General features: G+C 62.3%; 16 protein-coding genes. 9 read left to right on the top strand and 7 right to left on the bottom strand.

Annotation, left to right across the window (positions count from 1 at the left end):
• Position 1 precedes the first annotated feature (1 nt).
• From C8K66_RS21455 to C8K66_RS21445, 3 genes are read left to right on the top strand one after another with little or no spacing between them, the layout of a single operon-like run.
• Positions 2-922 carry an arginase gene (locus C8K66_RS21455; protein ID WP_017844595.1) on the top strand — a complete coding sequence of 307 codons (921 nt, stop codon included), beginning with the start codon at positions 2-4 and terminating at the stop codon, positions 920-922.
• Positions 919-1,299, top strand: a complete 381-nt coding sequence (locus C8K66_RS21450) for a transporter (protein WP_017844596.1) — start codon at positions 919-921, stop codon at positions 1,297-1,299. The genes C8K66_RS21455 and C8K66_RS21450 overlap by 4 nt, the downstream gene beginning before the upstream one ends.
• Positions 1,296-1,700 (top strand): EamA family transporter, encoded by a 405-nt coding sequence (locus C8K66_RS21445; protein WP_017844597.1) that lies wholly within the window; start codon positions 1,296-1,298, stop codon positions 1,698-1,700. The genes C8K66_RS21450 and C8K66_RS21445 overlap by 4 nt, the downstream gene beginning before the upstream one ends.
• Positions 1,701-1,832: 132 nt before the next feature.
• On the opposite strand, the gene C8K66_RS21440 is transcribed toward C8K66_RS21445, so the two are convergent.
• Positions 1,833-2,603, bottom strand: a complete 771-nt coding sequence (locus C8K66_RS21440; RefSeq protein WP_108525872.1) for a MipA/OmpV family protein — start codon at positions 2,601-2,603, stop codon at positions 1,833-1,835.
• Between the two features lie 229 nt (positions 2,604-2,832).
• Between C8K66_RS21440 and C8K66_RS21435 the strand changes: the two genes are divergently transcribed.
• The 6 genes from C8K66_RS21435 to C8K66_RS21410 all read left to right on the top strand — a co-directional run bounded on the left by C8K66_RS21435 (position 2,833) and on the right by C8K66_RS21410 (position 10,200).
• On the top strand, positions 2,833-3,546 hold the full coding sequence (locus tag C8K66_RS21435) for an MtnX-like HAD-IB family phosphatase (RefSeq protein WP_057004340.1): 714 nt from the start codon (positions 2,833-2,835) through the stop codon (positions 3,544-3,546).
• A complete protein-coding gene (locus tag C8K66_RS21430; protein ID WP_017844600.1) occupies positions 3,539-4,933 on the top strand; it encodes an aspartate aminotransferase family protein in 1,395 nt (464 codons plus the stop codon). Before C8K66_RS21435 ends, C8K66_RS21430 begins: the two co-directional genes overlap by 8 nt.
• Positions 4,930-5,841 (top strand): carboxylesterase, encoded by a 912-nt coding sequence (locus C8K66_RS21425; RefSeq protein ID WP_057004341.1) that lies wholly within the window; start codon positions 4,930-4,932, stop codon positions 5,839-5,841. The genes C8K66_RS21430 and C8K66_RS21425 overlap by 4 nt, the downstream gene beginning before the upstream one ends.
• Before the next feature lie 78 nt (positions 5,842-5,919).
• Positions 5,920-7,044 carry a GNAT family N-acetyltransferase gene (locus C8K66_RS21420; protein ID WP_017844602.1) on the top strand — a complete coding sequence of 375 codons (1,125 nt, stop codon included), beginning with the start codon at positions 5,920-5,922 and terminating at the stop codon, positions 7,042-7,044.
• Positions 7,044-8,813 carry a HAMP domain-containing sensor histidine kinase gene (locus C8K66_RS21415; protein WP_057004343.1) on the top strand — a complete coding sequence of 590 codons (1,770 nt, stop codon included), beginning with the start codon at positions 7,044-7,046 and terminating at the stop codon, positions 8,811-8,813. Before C8K66_RS21420 ends, C8K66_RS21415 begins: the two co-directional genes overlap by 1 nt.
• Entirely contained in the window at positions 8,803-10,200 is a 1,398-nt protein-coding gene (locus C8K66_RS21410) for a sigma-54 dependent transcriptional regulator (RefSeq protein ID WP_108525870.1), read from the top strand. The genes C8K66_RS21415 and C8K66_RS21410 overlap by 11 nt, the downstream gene beginning before the upstream one ends.
• A 35-nt stretch (positions 10,201-10,235) precedes the next feature.
• Here the strand turns inward: C8K66_RS21410 and C8K66_RS21405 are convergent, their stop codons facing one another.
• The 6 genes from C8K66_RS21405 to C8K66_RS21375 all read right to left on the bottom strand — a co-directional run bounded on the left by C8K66_RS21405 (position 10,236) and on the right by C8K66_RS21375 (position 16,131).
• Positions 10,236-10,565: a GlpM family protein gene (locus C8K66_RS21405; RefSeq protein ID WP_162231505.1), complete on the bottom strand. Its 330-nt coding sequence runs from the start codon at positions 10,563-10,565 to the stop codon at positions 10,236-10,238.
• A 19-nt stretch (positions 10,566-10,584) separates the two neighbouring features.
• Positions 10,585-11,925: a sigma-54 dependent transcriptional regulator gene (locus C8K66_RS21400; protein WP_017844606.1), complete on the bottom strand. Its 1,341-nt coding sequence runs from the start codon at positions 11,923-11,925 to the stop codon at positions 10,585-10,587.
• Positions 11,922-13,823, bottom strand: coding sequence for an ATP-binding protein (locus tag C8K66_RS21395; protein WP_057004345.1), 1,902 nt, complete (start codon positions 13,821-13,823; stop codon positions 11,922-11,924). Before C8K66_RS21395 ends, C8K66_RS21400 begins: the two co-directional genes overlap by 4 nt.
• A gap of 159 nt (positions 13,824-13,982) precedes the next feature.
• A complete protein-coding gene (locus C8K66_RS21385; protein WP_017844608.1) occupies positions 13,983-14,717 on the bottom strand; it encodes an amino acid ABC transporter ATP-binding protein in 735 nt (244 codons plus the stop codon).
• Positions 14,714-15,385 carry an amino acid ABC transporter permease gene (locus C8K66_RS21380; protein WP_046384547.1) on the bottom strand — a complete coding sequence of 224 codons (672 nt, stop codon included), beginning with the start codon at positions 15,383-15,385 and terminating at the stop codon, positions 14,714-14,716. Before C8K66_RS21380 ends, C8K66_RS21385 begins: the two co-directional genes overlap by 4 nt.
• Entirely contained in the window at positions 15,385-16,131 is a 747-nt protein-coding gene (locus tag C8K66_RS21375; protein ID WP_017844610.1) for an amino acid ABC transporter permease, read from the bottom strand. Before C8K66_RS21375 ends, C8K66_RS21380 begins: the two co-directional genes overlap by 1 nt.
• Positions 16,132-16,270 lie beyond the last annotated feature (139 nt).

Genomic DNA, 16,270 nt, shown 5'->3' with positions numbered 1-16,270 from the left:
CTTGAATATTCTTGACCTCGACCACAGCCTTACGGGCCAGGCGCCGATTGCCCGGCGTTTGGCCAGTGGTCATGCCACCCGTCTCGACTTGCTGGACCTGGGCCCGAAACTGCGCCTGTGGTCCACCGAAAAAACCTGGAAGCGCTTCACCGAACGCCTGGCGGCACGGCCCCGGCCCACGGACGCGCGGCCGGAAATCCTGTTTGTCGGCTCCGGTGATTATCACCACCTGACGCCGGCATTTCTGGCCGACCTGAAAGAACCCATCAGCCTGATCCACTTCGACAACCACCCTGACTGGGTCCGCTTTGCGCCCAAGCGCCACTGCGGGTCGTGGGTCAACCGCGCGCTGAAGATGCCGGCGATCAAGCGCATCGTCACCCTCGGCCCGTGCAGCGATGACCTGCATAACCCGCAGCTGCGCGGCGGCAACCTCGGCGCCCTCACGCGCGGGCAATTGCAGCTGTTTCCATGGCAGCACCCGCCGTCGAAAGTCTGGGGGCGGGTCGGCGATGGCGCCGGCCACCAGCAGCAGGAAAACTACCTGTACTGGCGCAACCTGGCGGAGCTGGACTGGGCCGCATTCCTTGAGCAAATGATCAGCAGCCTGCCCACCGAAGCCATCTGGATCACCATCGACAAAGACGTGCTGGCCAGCGAAGACGCGGCCACCAACTGGGACCAGGGCGGCATGCGCCTGAGCCATCTGCTCCAGGCCCTGCGGGCCCTGGCGGCGCGCAAACGGATCATCGGCATCGATGTGTGCGGCGAGTTCGCCAAGCCCGTGTTCAGTAACGCCTTCAAGCGTTGGGAGGCCAAGTCCGACCAGCCGCCGGCCGAGCGCTGGAGCGCCGAGGACCTGCAGCGCAATGCCGCGACCAACGAAGCCCTGATCAACCTGTTTGAGGAGCTGTTCCCGTGACTTTGACCGTGGTGTTGCTGGTGGCCTTTTCCATCGTGCTCGATGTGGTCGGCCAGTTGTTTTTCAAGATGGGCCTGGACCGTTTGCCGGAGTTGGAGGGCGGCTTTCGCCTGAACGCGTTCTGGGGCCAGGTGTTCAATGCGCCGTTGTTGTGGGCGGGGCTCGGGGCCTACGCCATCGAGTTTTTCGTCTGGCTTGAAGCCTTGTCCCGCGCGCCGTTGAGCCTGTTGTTTCCGGCGGCGGCGCTGGCTTATTGCGGGGTGGTGCTGGCGGGCAAGCTGGTGCTGGGGGAAACCGTCAGCCGCCGGCGCTGGATGGGCACGCTGGTGATTACTTTCGGCGTGATGTTAGTCGCGATTGCAGGGGGTCAGGCATGAGTACGCAAAATATCGATCAGGGCTGGTTGCACGAACGCCTTGGCACCGTGGTGCTGTGGGCGTTGCTGATTTGCACCGAGAGCGCCGGGCAGCTGTTTACCAAGGTCGCCGGGGACCAACTGGGGCAGATGGATTTCAACTGGCAGTGGTTGTCCGAAGTGGCGCGCAACCCGGGGATTCTGGCGGCGATCGCCAGTTACATCGGCGCGTTTTTCGTGTGGATGCTGATCCTGCGGCGCAGCAGCCTGTCGCTGGCGTTTCCGCTGAGTTCGCTGGTGTTTGTGGTGGTGTTGCTCGGTTCGTGGCTGGGGCTGGGGGAACATATCAGCCTGCTGCACTGGGTGGGCGTTGGGGTGATTATCGTCGGGATCGGGTTGTTGGCCGAAGGCGAGGAAAACTGAAAGTATCGCGATGAAATACTGGCTCCATGTGGGAGGGGGCTTGCCCCCGATAGCGGTAGATCAGTCCCGTATGTATTGGCTGACCCTGCGCTATCGGGGGCAAGCCCCCTCCCACATTTTTATCGATGTGCATCAGTTGAACTTGTAGCTGATCGCCGTCTGCACCTGGCTCTGGTTCACTTCGCCGGCCTGCTTGACGATGCTGCTGTTCGCCGCCGAACCCACCAGGCGGACCCAGCTGGCACTGGTCAACAGCGACCATTTCGTCGCCAGGGGAAACTCGAAGCTCTGGGTGAACGTCACGTTCTGGAAGCCGCCGCTGGCGTTGTAGGGGCGGAAACCCGAGGCGGCGGCTTCGCTATCGCTCACGCCGAAAAACGTGTTGGTCTGGCGTCGGTCGGCAAAATGCGCCATCAGGTCGCTGCTGCCGATGATCCCGCCGACCAGCGGATAGCCCAGCTCGCCGCCGACCTTGCCGAGCACGCCGCCCTGACCCTGGGCGCCGCCCACGGCGCGACCCAGTTGGGCGTAGACGCGCCAGAAGTCGGCCGGCGCGTATTCCACGAACCCACCGACTTCGGCCATGCTCGACACTTCGCGCAACCCCGACAAGGCGCCGTTGGACGTGCGGCGCGACAGGTAGTTGATGTACGGGCCGGCGCTGAAACCGTTGGTTTTCAAGGCGCTCCAGGACAGGCCGTCATCGGTGCTCAGGCTGACGTCGCCCCAGTCCAGGTCGAGGTATGGAACGGCCGCGGTTTCATAGCGGGTGCCGGTGGGTTCCTTGGGCTGGTAGCTGATACCCGCGCCTGCTTCACCGGTGATGCCTTCGGCCTGCGCGGCTTGTGAAACGCTCCACAGCCCCAGTAACCCGGCGAATAGAGCGGAGGTGATCTTGAACATGGTCACTGTTCCTTGATTGAATATGCGCGCATGAACGCGCAAAGCGCAGCCTTGGCGCAAGCACTCATCTTGTTTGTAGCAAGCTACAAAAATTGTAGCTCCTTCGACACAAAACCGTCTGACATCCGCGCAAACCCCCAGCGCCATTGGGTGCTGGCCAGTTGGCACAGTCCCTGCTCTACACCTTCTGCAAGCGCACAGAGCGCGCTCCTCCTCAAGGTAAACGCAGATGATCCACTGGCATATCGTGTGTGACTTCGACGGGACCATTACCCCCACCGATGTCATCGACAACGTCCTCCAACGCTTCGCCGGCCCCGAGTGGGAAACCATCGAGCAGGAATGGCTGGATGGGCATATCGGTTCCCGCGAATGCCTGAGCCGCCAACTCGCGCTGATCAAGGCCACCCCAAGTGAGCTGCTGGCGTATTTCGACAGCGTCGAGATCGACCCGGACTTCCCCGATTTCGTCGATCACGTCATCGGCCTGGGGGCCTCCATCGAAGTGGTCAGCGACGGCATCGAGCAAGGCATCGCGCGGATTCTGTCGCGCAACTACGTGAGCTTGCTGCCGATCCTCGCCAACCGCCTGCGCCAGGTCGACCAGAACAGCTGGCGCATCGACTTCCCGTATGCCAGCGATGCCTGCCGCGCCGCTTCCGGCAACTGCAAGTGCAAATCCACCCCGCGCAACAAGCGCGTGCTGGTGATCGGTGACGGCAAGTCCGACATGTGCGTGGCCTCCACCGCCGACTTCGTTTTCGCCAAGGGCAGCCTTGCCCGGTACTGCGAGGCCAACAACATTCCCCATGCGCGCTTCGACACCTTCGCCGAAGTGAGCGCATTGCTGGCCAAGCTGCCACAGGGCATCGCCGCCAACGCCACGACCTTTGCCACTACTGACCTCTCTATTGAAAATCAGGAACTCTTCCACCATGTCTGATATCCGCATCGCGAGCGCCGAAGACCAGATTCTTCTGGATAAAGAGGCCAAATACTGCTCTTACGGCGACACCGTTCACTACATCGAGCCACCGCGCATTTTCAGCCGTTGCGAAGGCTCCTACGTGTGGGACACCGAAGATCAGGCCTACCTCGACCTGCAAATGTGGTACTCGGCGGTCAACTTCGGCTATGCCAACCCGCGCTTGAACAATGCGCTGAAACAGCAGATCGACACCCTGCCGCAGATCGCCAGCCAGTACCTGCACAAAGGCAAGATCGAGCTGTCGGAAATGATCGCGGTCGACGCCAAGAAGAAGTTCGGCCTCGACGGTCGCGTCCACTTCAACGTCGGCGGTTCGCAGTCCATCGAAGACTCCCTGAAAGTGGTGCGTAACGCTACCAACGGCAAGAGCCTGATGTTCGCCTTCGAAGGCGGCTACCACGGCCGCACCCTCGGCGCGTCGTCGATCACCTCCAGCTACCGCTACCGTCGTCGCTACGGCCACTTCGGCGAGCGTGCGCAGTTCATCCCGTTCCCGTACCACTTCCGCGGCCCTAAAGGCATGACCAAGGAAGAATACGGCAGCCACTGCGTGCAGCAATTCGCCCGCCTGTTCGAGACCGAATACAACGGCGTGTGGGACCCGAAAGTCGGCCAGAGTGAATACGCCGCGTTCTACGTCGAGCCGATCCAGGGCACCGGCGGCTACGTGATCCCGCCGATGAACTTCTACCGCGAGCTCAAGCAGGTGCTGGACCAGCACGGCATCCTGATGGTGTCCGACGAAATCCAGATGGGCTTCTACCGCACCGGCAAGTTGTGGTCGATCGAACACTTCGACGTACAACCGGACGTGATCGTGTTCGGCAAGGCGCTGACCAACGGCCTCAACCCGCTGGGCGGCATTTGGGCCCGTGAAGAGCTGATCAACCCGAAGATCTTCCCGCCAGGTTCGACCCACTCCACCTTCGCCTCCAACCCGTTGGGCACGGCGGTAGGCCTGGAAATGTTCAAGATGACCAACGAAGTCGACTACGGCGCGATGGTCATGGCCAAGGGCAAGTTCTTCCTGGAAGGCTTGCAGGACTTGCAGAAACGCTTCCCGATCATCGGCGACGTCGACGGCCTGGGCCTGGCCCTGCGCTGCGAAATCTGCGGCCCGGATGGTTTCACGCCGGACAAGGCGACCCTGGACTACATGGTCGAAGAAGGCATGAAAGGCGACATGGTGGTGGACGGACGCAAACTCGGCCTGATCCTCGACGTGGGCGGCTACTACAAGAACGTGATCACCCTGGCACCGTCCCTGGAAATCAGCTACCCGGAAATCGAACTGGGCCTGAAGCTGCTCGAGCAACTGCTGGTGCGAGCGACTAAACGGTGAGCAACGTCGGGATCGACCTCGGTGAGGGTGATGCCGGCTTCGTTCTCGGTGAAGGGCCGGTCGGCATCCTGTTGATCCACGGCCTGACAGGCACGCCGACGGAACTGCGCCAGGTCGCCAAGGGCCTGGCCAAGGTGGGTAATTGCACGGTGTACGTGCCCACCCTGGCCGGGCACTGCGGCGACAACAGCGACCTGCAGGCCACCGGCTGGCTGGACTGGTACGAAGGGGTGCGCCGAACCTTCGCCCAGGTCCGTCAGCGCCATGAACAGGTGTTTGTCGGCGGTCTGTCGATGGGTGCGGTGATGTCGATGTACCTGGCCTCGGAGCATCCGGGCCAGGTCGCCGGGCTGCTGATGTATTCGACCACCTTGAAGTACGACGGCTGGAGCATCAATAAGCTGGCGTTCCTTACGCCGTTGCTGATGAAAATTCCGTTCGGCGTGCATATCTGTCGCTTTGAAGAGAAGCCGCCCTACGGCATCAAGAACGAACGCCTACGGGCGATCGTCGAGCGGCAGATGAAGGAAGGGGAGAGCAGCGAGGCTGGCCTGCTGACCATGGAGGGCATCACGGTGCGCGAGTTGCACCGGATGAACGCGGTGGTCAAGAAGCGCATGCCTCAGGTCAAGGTGCCGGCCCTGGTGCTGCATTCGATCGAGGATGACATCACCAGCCGCTGGAACGCCGATTACGTGGAACGTCACCTCGGCGGGCCGGTGACCAAGATCCTGCTGGACAACTGCTACCACATGATCACCGTCGACCTGCAATACCGCCGGGTGATCGAGTTGAGTGCGGAGTTTGTCGAGCTGCACACCGCTTCTGTGGACGCCGGTGCGTTGTGGCGAGGGCGCTTGCCCACGTCAGGCAGCGAAGCGAGCCTGGAACCTGCCACCTCGTTCTAGTTGTAAGGACCGCGTGTCATTGAGGGGGCTGCTGCGCAGTCCAGCGGGAGTACGCTCCCTCGCTACAAAGGATTCGATGTGATAACCACCCAAGCCTTCCCGACCATCCGGGCCATCCGGCGCAGTGCCTGGAACGACTGTTTTCCCGGTGCGCTGGAGGACTGGGACTACTACGTTGCCGTGGAAAACGCCGCGATCGACGATTTTCAATGGCGCTACCTGGCGGTATTTGAAGACGGCGCGCTGGTGGCCGTGGCGGCCGCGTTCATCACCCATTACCGCCTCGATACCACGGTGTCGGGCGTCGGCAAGCGCTTGACCTCGCGGCTGGAGCGGCTGTGGCCGGGTGTTTTGCAAGTGGGGCTGTACGCCATCGGTTCGCCGGTGGCCGAGCGTTGTGACGCCGGGTTTGCCAGTGGCGTGCCTGAGGTTCGGCGCGCGCTGTTACTCAAGCACCTGCTGCTGGCGGCGCGCCAGGACGCCGATGAGTTCGGCATCGGCCTGGTGGCGGTCAAGGATGCCCCGACGCAGGACCCGCACTGGGCCGACAGTTGCCGCGCGGCTGGCTTTCAAAGCATGCCGAGCTTGCCCACGGGCTTATTGCCGCTGCCTTACGGCTCGGTGGACGCTTACCTGGGTTCGCTGGGCAAATCCACGCGCAAGGACTTGCGGCGCAAACTGCGCGCGCCAGGCCCGCGGGTGGAGTGGCGGCGCAACATCGACGATGTGCTGCCCGAGGTCATGCGCCTGTACGAAGCCACGCTGACCCGTGCCGAGCTGCAGTTCGAACGCTTGCCCGCGAGTTATTTCACCGGCGTGCTCGAACGCCTTGAACAACGCGCGGTCTGTGTTCTTTACTGGGTCGACGAGCACTTGGTGGCGTTCAACCTGATGCTGGTGGACGAGCATCGGCTGGTCGACAAGTTCTTCGGGCACGACGTGGAGTTTACCCGTGACTACAACCTCTACTTCCGTAGTTGGTTGACCAATGTCGACTACTGTATCCAACACAATATTGCGTTGTATGAGTGTGGCCAGGCCGGATATGCCAGTAAGCTGCGGCTGGGGTGCGAGTTCCAGGGCAACAGCCTGTTCTTCCGCCACCGTAACCGGCTGGTCAACGGCCTGCTCAGACTCGTGAAAATGTTTCTTCGACCGGATCGTTCCGACCCTGCCATGGCTGCTGCGATAAGCGAAACCTGATGATCACCAAGACCCGCCAGAAAGCCCGCCCCTTTGCCATTTCGCGCTGGAGCGTCCAGCGCAAGTTGGTGCTGGCGTTCTGGCTGGTCAGTGTGATTCCGACCATGATCGCGGCCGAGTTGGCCGCCACCACGCTGTCGCAGATTTTCGACAGCAACGTGCGGATCTGGCTGCAGGAATCGACCAAGATCGTCAAGGACGAGATCGGCGACATCCTGCATGACAACGCGCGCATGGCGAAATTGTTCCTGCGCTACGCCAGCCCGCCCTCCAACCGGCAGGCGGCCAAGCACGACAGGCTCGCCGCCGATATCGCCGAAGCCACGGACATCGACGTGGTGGCCCTGATTCGCAGCAGTGACCACCGGGTGGTGTTCAGCACCGCGCCCGATGACATCGTCAAGCAGATCAACCTGACCAGCAACGCCGCATTGCAGACCGTGCAAGTGGCGGGGGTGAATACCGGCATCGTGGTCTCGACTTTCGAGACCAGCCAGGACGGCGTTGACTACGTGCTGCTGGTGGCCACCTACCTGGACAGCAGTTTCCTCACCAGCGTAGCCGACGTGCATTCCCTCGACCTGCGCCTGTACCTGGCCAACCCCGGCGGTTTCTCGGAAATTTTCTCGACCCAGCGCTTCATGGATCACCCCTCGCACATCCCGAAAGGCGTCGAAGCCGAGATGCGCAGCAGCAAGCAACCCAGCGAACAGTTCACCAACAAATACAGCGGTTTGTACTGGCCGATCTTCAACGATGCCGGCGAGCTGCAAGGCGTGATCTTCAGCGGCCTGCTGCGCCATACCAGCCTGGTCGGGCTGGTGAACCAGAGCAACCTGTTCGTGCTGATTTTCCTGCTCAGCTCGGCACTGTCCCTGGCGGCGGGGCTGCTGGTGTCGCGGCGCTTGACCCAACCGTTGCGCGATCTGTCCCAGGGCGTGAGCGCCGTGATCTCGGGCAATTATGCCCACCGTGTGGTGGTCAGCGGCGGCGATGAGCTGGCGCAATTGAGCAGCACCTTCAACCATATGACCGAACGGCTGGGGGAGTTGCATCACCTCGAAGCCCAGCTGCGCCGGCGCGACCGCCTGCATGCCCTGGGTGAAGTCGCCATGGGCCTGGCCCACGAAATCCGTAACCCGCTGGGGATCATCAAGACTGCCACCCAACTGCTGCACCGTCGCGCCGACTTGCCGGAAGCCGACAAGCGCCACCTGGAATATGTGATCAGCGAAGTCAGCCGGATCAACGACCTGATCACCGAGTTTCTCGATTTCGCCAAACCCAACGCGCCGCTGCGCGTATTGCAACCGGCGCGCGCGCTGGTGGAGGAGATCCTCGGCTTCTGCAGCCCGGAACTGGCCAGCCACAAAATCGACGCCCACATCGACGACCAGGCGCCTGGCGCGACCATCTATGCCGACGCCAAGCAGCTCAAACAGGCCTGCCTCAACCTGATTCTCAACGCTATCGATGCAATGCCCGAAGGTGGCCGCCTGACCCTGGGCATTCGTTCGATGGGCGACAACACGGTCATCAGCGTCGCCGACACCGGCCAGGGTATCCCGGCGGATATGATCGAGCGCATCTTCACCCCGTTCGTCACCACCAAGGCCTCCGGCACCGGCCTGGGCCTGGCCAAAGTCTATTCGATCATGGAAAGTCACGACGGCAGCATCGAATGCATCAGCGAGAATGATGCCGGCGCTACGTTCAGCCTGTACATTCCGGCAATCGGCGAAGACGACGAGGACACTCATGACGCATAACATATTGGTGGTCGACGACGAGCCCAAGCTCTGTGACCTGTTGTCGTCGGCCCTCAGCCAGAATGGCGTACAGGTGTTCACGGCGGGTAACGGCCTGCACGCGCTCAAAGTGCTGGAGCAGGAAGACATCGACCTGGTGATCAGCGACTGGCGCATGCCGGGCATGGACGGTCCGGCGCTGCTGGCCGAGATCAAGGCGCGCTATTCCCAGGTGCCGGTGATCGTGATGACCGCCTACAGCACGGTGAAAAACGCCGTACAGTCGATGCGCAACGGTGCGTATGACTACATTGCCAAGCCGTTCGATATCGACGAGTTGGACATCACCGTGGCCAAGGCCCTGCAGTTTCGCGACATCATGCGCGACAACGCCCGCATGCGCGCCGAGCTGGACGAGCAGGCGCAGTTCGACAGCCTGGTGGGCGACGGCCCGGCGTTTCGCAAGGTGTTGCAGGCAGTGGATTCGGTGCGCGACAGCAGCGCAACGATCCTGCTGACCGGCGAAAGCGGCACCGGCAAGGAAATGGTCGCCCGCGCCATCCACAAGCACGGCAGCCGGGCCGACAAGCCGTTCGTCGCGGTCAATTGCGCGGCGATTCCCGAAGGGCTGCTGGAAAGCGAAATGTTCGGCCATCGCAAGGGCGCCTTCACCGGTGCCGTGGCCGACCGGGTCGGGCGTTTTATGCAGGCCGACAAGGGCACGCTGTTTCTCGACGAAGTGGGCGACATGCCGCTGGCGCTGCAGGCCAAGATTTTGCGCGCCTTGCAGGAGCGGGTGATCGAACCGGTGGGCGACCCCCGCGAGCGCAAGGTGGACGTGCGCGTGATCGCCGCCACCAACAAGAACCTGTTGGAGGCGGTGGCCAACAAGGAGTTTCGCGAGGACTTGTATTACCGCCTCAACGTGTTCCCGATCCCGCTGCCGCCCTTGCGCGAGCGCGTGGAAGACATCGCGCCCCTGGCTCGGCACTTCGCCCAGACCTTGAGCGTCACCGCGGGTAAACGCATCACCGGTTTCAGCCCCGAGGCCTTGCAGGCCATGACGGCGTATCACTGGCCGGGCAATATCCGCGAGCTGCAGAACTGCGTGGAACGCGCGACGATCGTGGCGTCATCGCCGGTGATTGAAGATATCGACTTGCCGGGTTATCTGTTCGCGTCCAAGCCCAGCGAGGGCGGCGTGACGGCGATCCTCAGCGACGGACCGGGCATTCCCCAGGACCTGGATGCGGCGCTGGCGGAGGTGGAGAAAGCCTACATCCAGGCGGCATTGCACGAGAGCAATGGCGTACAGGCGGCGGCAGCGGCGAAGATCGGGATTTCCGAGCGCAGCTTCTGGTATCGCCTGAAGAAGCTGGGGATTCAGATCGACAAAATAGTCCGCTGAGTTGCCTGGCACAGCACTGTTCTAAATGTGGTGTGTCAGGTCTGCAGGCGTACCCAGACGCTGACCAGAACAGTCGCTGCCATCAACCACGCTAGCGCTGCTACGGCTAAAGAGGCTTCCAGGCGCAGGCGATCGACCAGCACGTAGAGCGTCGCCAGGTACACAAAGTACGGAATGATCGACCACATCCCGAACAGGATGGTGGTCTTCAAATCGTCCACCGAACGGCCTTTGCCGACGATGTAATGGGCGATCAGCGCAAAGGTCGGGAACAGCGGCACCAACCCGGCGATGTAGTAATTCCGGGTCTTGGCCAACGCGGCCAGTATCAGCACCACCGCCGCGCCCAGGGCGGCCTTCAATATCAGATCCACGCGCGGTTCCTCAGTGGCTCAAACCGTATTTCTTGACCTTGTCGAACAGGGTGGTCTTGGCCATTCCCAGTTCCTGGCTGGCCTGGGTCAGGTTACCGCCGCTGCGTTGCAGCGCGTCGTTGAGCAGGTTGCGTTCGAAGGCTTCCACCGCTTCGGTGAAGGCCAGGCCCTGGCTGCCGCTGCTGGCGCCGCTTTTCTTGAAGGCGGGCAGGCCCAGGGCGAAGCGCTCGGCGACGTTGCGCAGCTCACGCACGTTGCCCGGCCAGTCGTGGCTCATCAGGTTGGACAGGGTCTGGTTGTCGAGGTCCGGCACGCTGCGGTCGAAGCGCAGGGATGATTGCTGCAGGAAGTGTTCGAACAGTTGCAGGATGTCTTCGCGGCGTTCGCGCAAAGGCGGCAGTTCCAGGGTCACGACGTTGAGGCGGTAGTACAGGTCGCTACGGAACTGGCTGGCGCGGCTCAATTCGTCGAGGTCGGATTTGGTGGCGGCGATCACCCGGCAATCCACCGCCACGCTCTGGTTCGAACCCAGGCGTTCGAGGGTGCGTTCCTGCAACACGCGCAGCAGCTTGATCTGCAGGTTGATCGGCATGCTTTCCACTTCATCGAGAAACAGCGTGCCTTCGTGGGCGTGCTCGATCTTGCCGATCCGACGTTTGCCGGCGCCGGTAAAGGCGTTGGCTTCGTGGCCAAAAATCTCGCTTTCGAACAGGTTCTCCGGCAGGCCGCCGCAGTTCAGCGCGACGAACGGGTGAGCGTGGCGTCGGCTGAAATCATGCAGGCACCGCGCGACCAGTTCCTTGCCGGTGCCGGTCTCGCCTTCGATCAGCACGTTGGCCGAGGTATCCGCGACGTTGGCGATCAATTCGCGCAGGTTCTGCATCGCCGGCGAGCGGCCGATGATGCGTCCTTCCAGGGAGTCGCGCTCGGCCAACTGGCGGCGCAGCGCCCAGACTTCCCGCGCCAGCCCGCGCTGTTCCAGGGCGCGGCGCGCGACGTCGACCAGGCGTTCGGGAGAGAAGGGTTTTTCCATGAAGTCATAGGCGCCGTTGCGCATGGCGCCGACCGCCATGGAAATATCGCCGTGCCCGGTAATCAATACCACCGGCAGGCTTTTATCCAGGGCCTTGAGGCGGGTGAGCAGTTCCAGGCCGTCGATACCCGGCAGGCGGATATCGCTGATGACGATGCCAGCAAAGTTCTCGCCGATGCGCTTGAGCGCCTCTTCGGCACTGCCCACGCCGACGCTGGGGATGTCTTCCAGTGCCAGGGCTTGCTGGCAGCCGAGCAGCACGTGGGGGTCGTCTTCGACGATCAGGACGGTGAGGTCAGGGTTTTTTTCTACGTTCATGACGACTCGGCTGTTTGAGCGCCCACCAGCGGCAGGCTCAGGACAAAGGCAGTACCACCACCGACGGGATGCTCCACGGCGAGGTTGCCGCCGGTGGCCGCGGCCAGGCTGGCGGACAACGTAAGGCCAAGGCCCAGGCCTTGCTCGCCGGGTTTGGTGGTGAAGAACGGTTCGAACAGATGCTTGCGCGCCTCGGGGTCGATGCCATGGCCGTTATCGCGCACCTGCAGGCGGTATTTGCCGTCGGCTTCGTGGCCTTCCAGCCACAGTTCCGGCGCCGGTTGTGCTTGCATGGCATCGAGGGCGTTGCCGATCAGATTGACCAGGATCTGCTCCAGGCGCGTCTGGTCGATCTGCAATTGGGCCGGGGCAAAGTCGCGGTGCAGCGTCAGAGGCAGGCTGTCGAGGCGTGCGCCGAGCACTTGGAACGCGGCATCCACGGCCTTGCCCAGGCTGGCTTCGCCCTGGTCGTCACCGCGCCGTGCGAAGGAGCGCAGGCTGGCGGTGATGCGGCCCATGCGGTCGATCAATTCGTTGATGGTCTTGAGGTTGGCGCTGGCGGTATCCAGCGCGCCGCGTTCGAGGAAGCGCACGGTATTGCCGGACAACGTGCGCAACGCGGCGAGGGGCTGGTTCAATTCGTGGGCGATGCTGGTGGACATCTGGCCGATGGCCGCCAGCTTGCCCGCCTGCACCAGCTCATCCTGGGCGCGGCGCAGGGTTTCCTCGGCCTGGCGGCGTTCGCGAATCTGCCCCTTGAGGCGCTCGTTGCTCGCGCGCAGGTCGGCGGTGCGTTCGGCAATCCGGCGTTCCAGCTGGCTGTTGGCTTCCTGCAAGGCTTCCCGGGCGGCGAGGCGGGTGGCGATGACTTTGCGTCGTTCGTTCCAGGCAATCAGCAGGAGCGCCACCAGGCCAAAGGCGACGGCCACCAGGATGCCCTGGTTGATCGCCGCACGGCGCAGGTCGTTGAGCGGGGTGAGCAGGGTGAAATTCCACGGCGTGTCGCTCAGCGGCCGGGTCTGGGCCAGGTAGCTGACTTCGTGCTCATCGGCCACCACTTCACTGTTGGCCGGAAAGGTCAGTTTTTCTGTGCCTTCGTTGAGGCGCTCGCGGGCCAGGGGCTCCAGCTCGTTCAGCGTAGCCCAGTAATATTGCAGGCTGTGCGCCAGGCGGTCCTTGGTCTCATCGCTCAGGGGGCGCACGGCCTTGAGGCGGCGGGCCGGGTCGCTGGAAAGGATGATGATACCGTTCTCGTCGCTGACAAACGCTTCGAGACGCGCGCGTTTCCAGCGTTCCTCCAGGGCTTCGAGGCGGACCTTGACCACAGCGACGCCGATGATCTTGCCGTGCTCTTCCAGGCCGTGTGCCAGGTAGTAGCCGGGTTCGCCATTGGTGCTGCCGATGCCATAGAAACGCCCGGGCTGGCCGCGCACGGCGTTCTGGAAATAGGCGCGGAAGGACAGGTCTTCACCCTGGTAGCTGTCGGCATCGCGCCAGTTGCTGGTGGCCAGTACGCGGCCGGTGGTGTCCATCACATAGATGGCCCGACTGCGGCTGCGCCGGTTCAGGCCTTCGAGGTAGTCGTTGACGGTCTTGCGGGTGTCCTGGTTCGGCTCGGCCAGCAGCGTGGACACGCTGGATTCCAGTTCCAGGAGGCTGGGCAGGTACGTGTATTTGCTCAGTTCGCTTTCGACGGTGCGGGCATGCAGCTCCAGCTGGCGTTCGCCGGTATCGCTGAGGGTGCGGATGCCATAGTACTCACTGATCCAGAAGCCGATGTAACCCAGGCCGATCATCAGGGCGATGATCAACGGCGGCAGGAACAGTTGGCGGATCAGACGAGGCTTCACGGCAAGTGATGGCGGCGCGGCGCGATAGAGGTTGGGGTCGCATTTCATCACAGATGCCTTGGGTCAGCTACCGCTCACCCCTTCCTGTAGGAGCGAGCTTGCTCGCGAAAAAACCAAGGGCACCGCGTTCATCCAGGATGTGCGCTTCATCGTTGCCGTTTTTTGCGAGCAAGCTCGCTCCTACAGGAGGAGCAAGCTGTGGCTTTTTTAGTGCTGCAGGATTTTCTCGAGGAAGTGCTGCGCGCGTTCGGAGCGGGCGCTGATGTCGCCGAAGAACTCTTCTTTCGGGCAGTCTTCGATGATCTTGCCGGCGTCCATGAAGATCACGCGATCGGCCACTTTGCGGGCGAAGCCCATTTCGTGGGTCACGCACATCATGGTCATGCCTTCCTGGGCCAGTTGCACCATCACGTCCAGCACTTCGTTGACCATTTCCGGGTCGAGGGCCGAGGTCGGTTCGTCGAACAGCATGACGATCGGGTCCATGGCGAGGGCGCGGGCAATCGCCACACGTTGCTGCTGGCCACCGGAAAGCTGGCCAGGGTGCTTGTGGGCGTGCGCCGACAGGCCGACGCGATCAAGCAGTTGCAGGCCCTTCTTGGTGGCTTCTTCCTTGCTGCGGCCGAGCACCTTGATCTGCGCGATGGTCAGGTTTTCGGTGATGGTCAGGTGCGGGAACAGCTCGAAGTGCTGGAACACCATGCCGACGCGCGAGCGCAGTTTCGGCAGGTTGGTCTTCGGGTCGGCGATGGACGTGCCGTCGACGATCACGTCGCCTTTCTGGAACGGTTCCAGCGCGTTGACGCACTTGATCAGGGTGGATTTACCCGAGCCGGACGGCCCGCACACCACGATCACTTCGCCTTTTTTAACCTCGGTGCTGCAATCGGTCAGCACCTGGAAGTCGCCATACCACTTGTTGACGTTTTTGATAGAGATCATACGGCAAACCTTTTTTGCAGACGCTTGACCAGCAGCGAGGCGGAAAAGCTGATGATGAAGTAGACGACACCGGCGAAGATCAGGAACTCATTGGAGCGGCCGATGATGTCGCCGTTGGAACGGGCGGAGTTGAGGAAATCCACCAGGCCCACGGTGTAGACCAGCGAGGTGTCCTGGAACAGGATGATGCTCTGTTGCAGCAGCAACGGGGTCATCTTGCGGAACGCCTGGGGCAGGATGATCAGGCGCATGGTCTGACCGTAAGTCATGCCCATGGCCTGCGCGGCCGCCATCTGGCCCTTGGGGATCGACTGCACGCCGGCCCGCACGATTTCACAGAAGTACGCGGCCTCGAACATCATGAAGGCCACGACGCAGGAGGTGAACGCACCGATCGGCGTGTCTTCGCCGGTGATCCAGCGCAGCACGAAGGGCACCGCCAGGTAGAACCAGGTGATGACCAGCAGCAACGGGATCGAGCGGAAATAGTTCACGTAGGCGCCGGCCAGGCGTGACAGCAACTTGCTGGACGACAGGCGCATCAACGCCAGGATCGTGCCGAGGACAATACCGCCGACCACGCCCATGACCATCAACTGCAAGGTCATGACCATGCCGTTCCACAGGCCGGGGATCGCGGGGATGATGCCGCTGAAATCGAATTCCATTATTTACCCCCCACGGAGATCAGGCCGGGCACGGCGACTTTCTTCTCGACCAGGCGCATCAGCAACATCAGGCTCATGTTCAGGGTGAAGTAGATCAGCGTGGCCAGGGTGAAGGCTTCAAACAGGTTGGCCGAGAATTCGGCGGTCTGCTTGGTTTGCGCCAGCAATTCCATCAGGCCGATCAAGGACGCCACGGAGGAGTTCTTGAACACGTTGAGGAATTCCGAGGTGAGCGGCGGAATGATGATCCGGTAAGCCTGCGGCAGCAGCACGTTCCAGTAGATCTGCGGCAGCTTGAAACCCATGGCGCGGGCGGCGGCTTCCTGGCCACGCGGCAGCGCCTGGATGCCGGTGCGTACCTGCTCGCAGACACGGGCGGCGGTGAACAGGCCCAGGCACACCACAACGCTCAGGTAGGCCGAGGTGGTCGGGTTCAGGTCTTGCTTGTACCAGTCCTGCAGGTTTTGCGGCAGCAGGTCGGGTATCAGGAAGTACCAGATGAACAGCTGCACCAGCAGCGGCACGTTGCGGAACAGTTCCACGTAGCAGGTGGCGATGCCCGATACGATACGGTTTGGCACGGTACGCATGACCCCCAGCATGGAGCCCAGCAGCAAGGCGATGATCCATGCCACGACGGCGATGGCAATGGTCCAGCCCAGGCCGGCGATGTACCAGTCGAGATAAGTCTCGCTGCCAACGCCAGTGGACTTGAAGAACACGCCCCAGTCCCAGTTGTAATTCATTAGGGTCTCCCCTCGAGATCGATCGATGTACAAGCACCCGCTTGGGGAAAATCCGTTCCCGCCTGACGGTGAACGCCAGGCACACACGATCGGCTCGAAAACCGCCCGGTCGAGTGTTCCAAAATATAGCCAGCAGGTA

The organism is Pseudomonas sp. GV105 (assembly GCF_003058185.1).
GTDB lineage: Bacteria > Pseudomonadota > Gammaproteobacteria > Pseudomonadales > Pseudomonadaceae > Aquipseudomonas > Aquipseudomonas veronii.
Note: the sequence above shows the minus strand (reverse complement) of the source record. Positions and strands in the feature narration are given on the sequence as shown.

Bases quoted from the DNA above. Each gene is read 5' to 3' on its own strand.
- C8K66_RS21415 (WP_057004343.1), top strand. From the start codon at position 7,044: ATGATCACCAAGACCCGCCAGAAAGCCCGCCCCTTTGCCATTTCGCGC.
- C8K66_RS21395 (WP_057004345.1), bottom strand. From the start codon at position 13,823: ATGAAATGCGACCCCAACCTCTATCGCGCCGCGCCGCCATCACTTGCC.
- C8K66_RS21430 (WP_017844600.1), top strand. From the start codon at position 3,539: ATGTCTGATATCCGCATCGCGAGCGCCGAAGACCAGATTCTTCTGGAT.
- C8K66_RS21440 (WP_108525872.1), bottom strand. From the start codon at position 2,603: ATGTTCAAGATCACCTCCGCTCTATTCGCCGGGTTACTGGGGCTGTGG.
- C8K66_RS21385 (WP_017844608.1), bottom strand. From the start codon at position 14,717: ATGATCTCTATCAAAAACGTCAACAAGTGGTATGGCGACTTCCAGGTG.
- C8K66_RS21380 (WP_046384547.1), bottom strand. From the start codon at position 15,385: ATGGAATTCGATTTCAGCGGCATCATCCCCGCGATCCCCGGCCTGTGG.
- C8K66_RS21375 (WP_017844610.1), bottom strand. From the start codon at position 16,131: ATGAATTACAACTGGGACTGGGGCGTGTTCTTCAAGTCCACTGGCGTT.
- C8K66_RS21410 (WP_108525870.1), top strand. From the start codon at position 8,803: ATGACGCATAACATATTGGTGGTCGACGACGAGCCCAAGCTCTGTGAC.
- C8K66_RS21445 (WP_017844597.1), top strand. From the start codon at position 1,296: ATGAGTACGCAAAATATCGATCAGGGCTGGTTGCACGAACGCCTTGGC.
- C8K66_RS21435 (WP_057004340.1), top strand. From the start codon at position 2,833: ATGATCCACTGGCATATCGTGTGTGACTTCGACGGGACCATTACCCCC.
- C8K66_RS21400 (WP_017844606.1), bottom strand. From the start codon at position 11,925: ATGAACGTAGAAAAAAACCCTGACCTCACCGTCCTGATCGTCGAAGAC.